The sequence below is a fragment of the Microbacterium sp. AISO3 genome (assembly GCF_002204305.1).
Taxonomy (GTDB): domain Bacteria; phylum Actinomycetota; class Actinomycetes; order Actinomycetales; family Microbacteriaceae; genus Microbacterium; species Microbacterium arborescens.
The window spans coordinates 1-385 of the sequence record NZ_NHRF01000210.1 but is presented as its reverse complement, the minus strand read 5'-3'; the positions used below and the strand labels follow the sequence as shown (position 1 = coordinate 385).

Genomic DNA, 385 nt, shown 5'->3' with positions numbered 1-385 from the left:
GGTTCTCCATCCAGGAGTGGAAGGACGGCGTCGCCTCGGGCGAGATCACCGAGGTCTTCGCGTGCGGCACCGCCGCGGTCGTCACCCCGGTCGGCGAGCTGAGGTGGGACGGCGGCTCGGTGACGAGCCCGGAGGTCGAGGAGGCCGACGCGCTGTGGACCAAGGTGCGTCGCCAGCTCGTCGACATCCAGTTCGGCCGGGCCGAGGACACCTTCGGCTGGATGCACCGCATCTGCTGAGGTCCCGCGGCCCCCTGTGCCGGCGATCGGCTGACCAGACCATCCCCGTGCGGCATGATGACGTCCGCCGGCCCGGGTCGTTGTCCCTCGTGCAGACGAGCACGACGAGGAGCGACCCGCCGACGACATGGGGAGAAGAGCACACG

The 385-nt window shown here is 70.6% G+C and carries 1 pseudogene; it reads left to right on the top strand.

What is annotated here, in order from left to right:
• Positions 1 to 239 (top strand): annotated as a pseudogene (locus tag CBF90_RS17005) (branched chain amino acid aminotransferase); the annotation flags it as partial.
• Between the last annotated feature and the right edge of the window lie 146 nt (positions 240 to 385).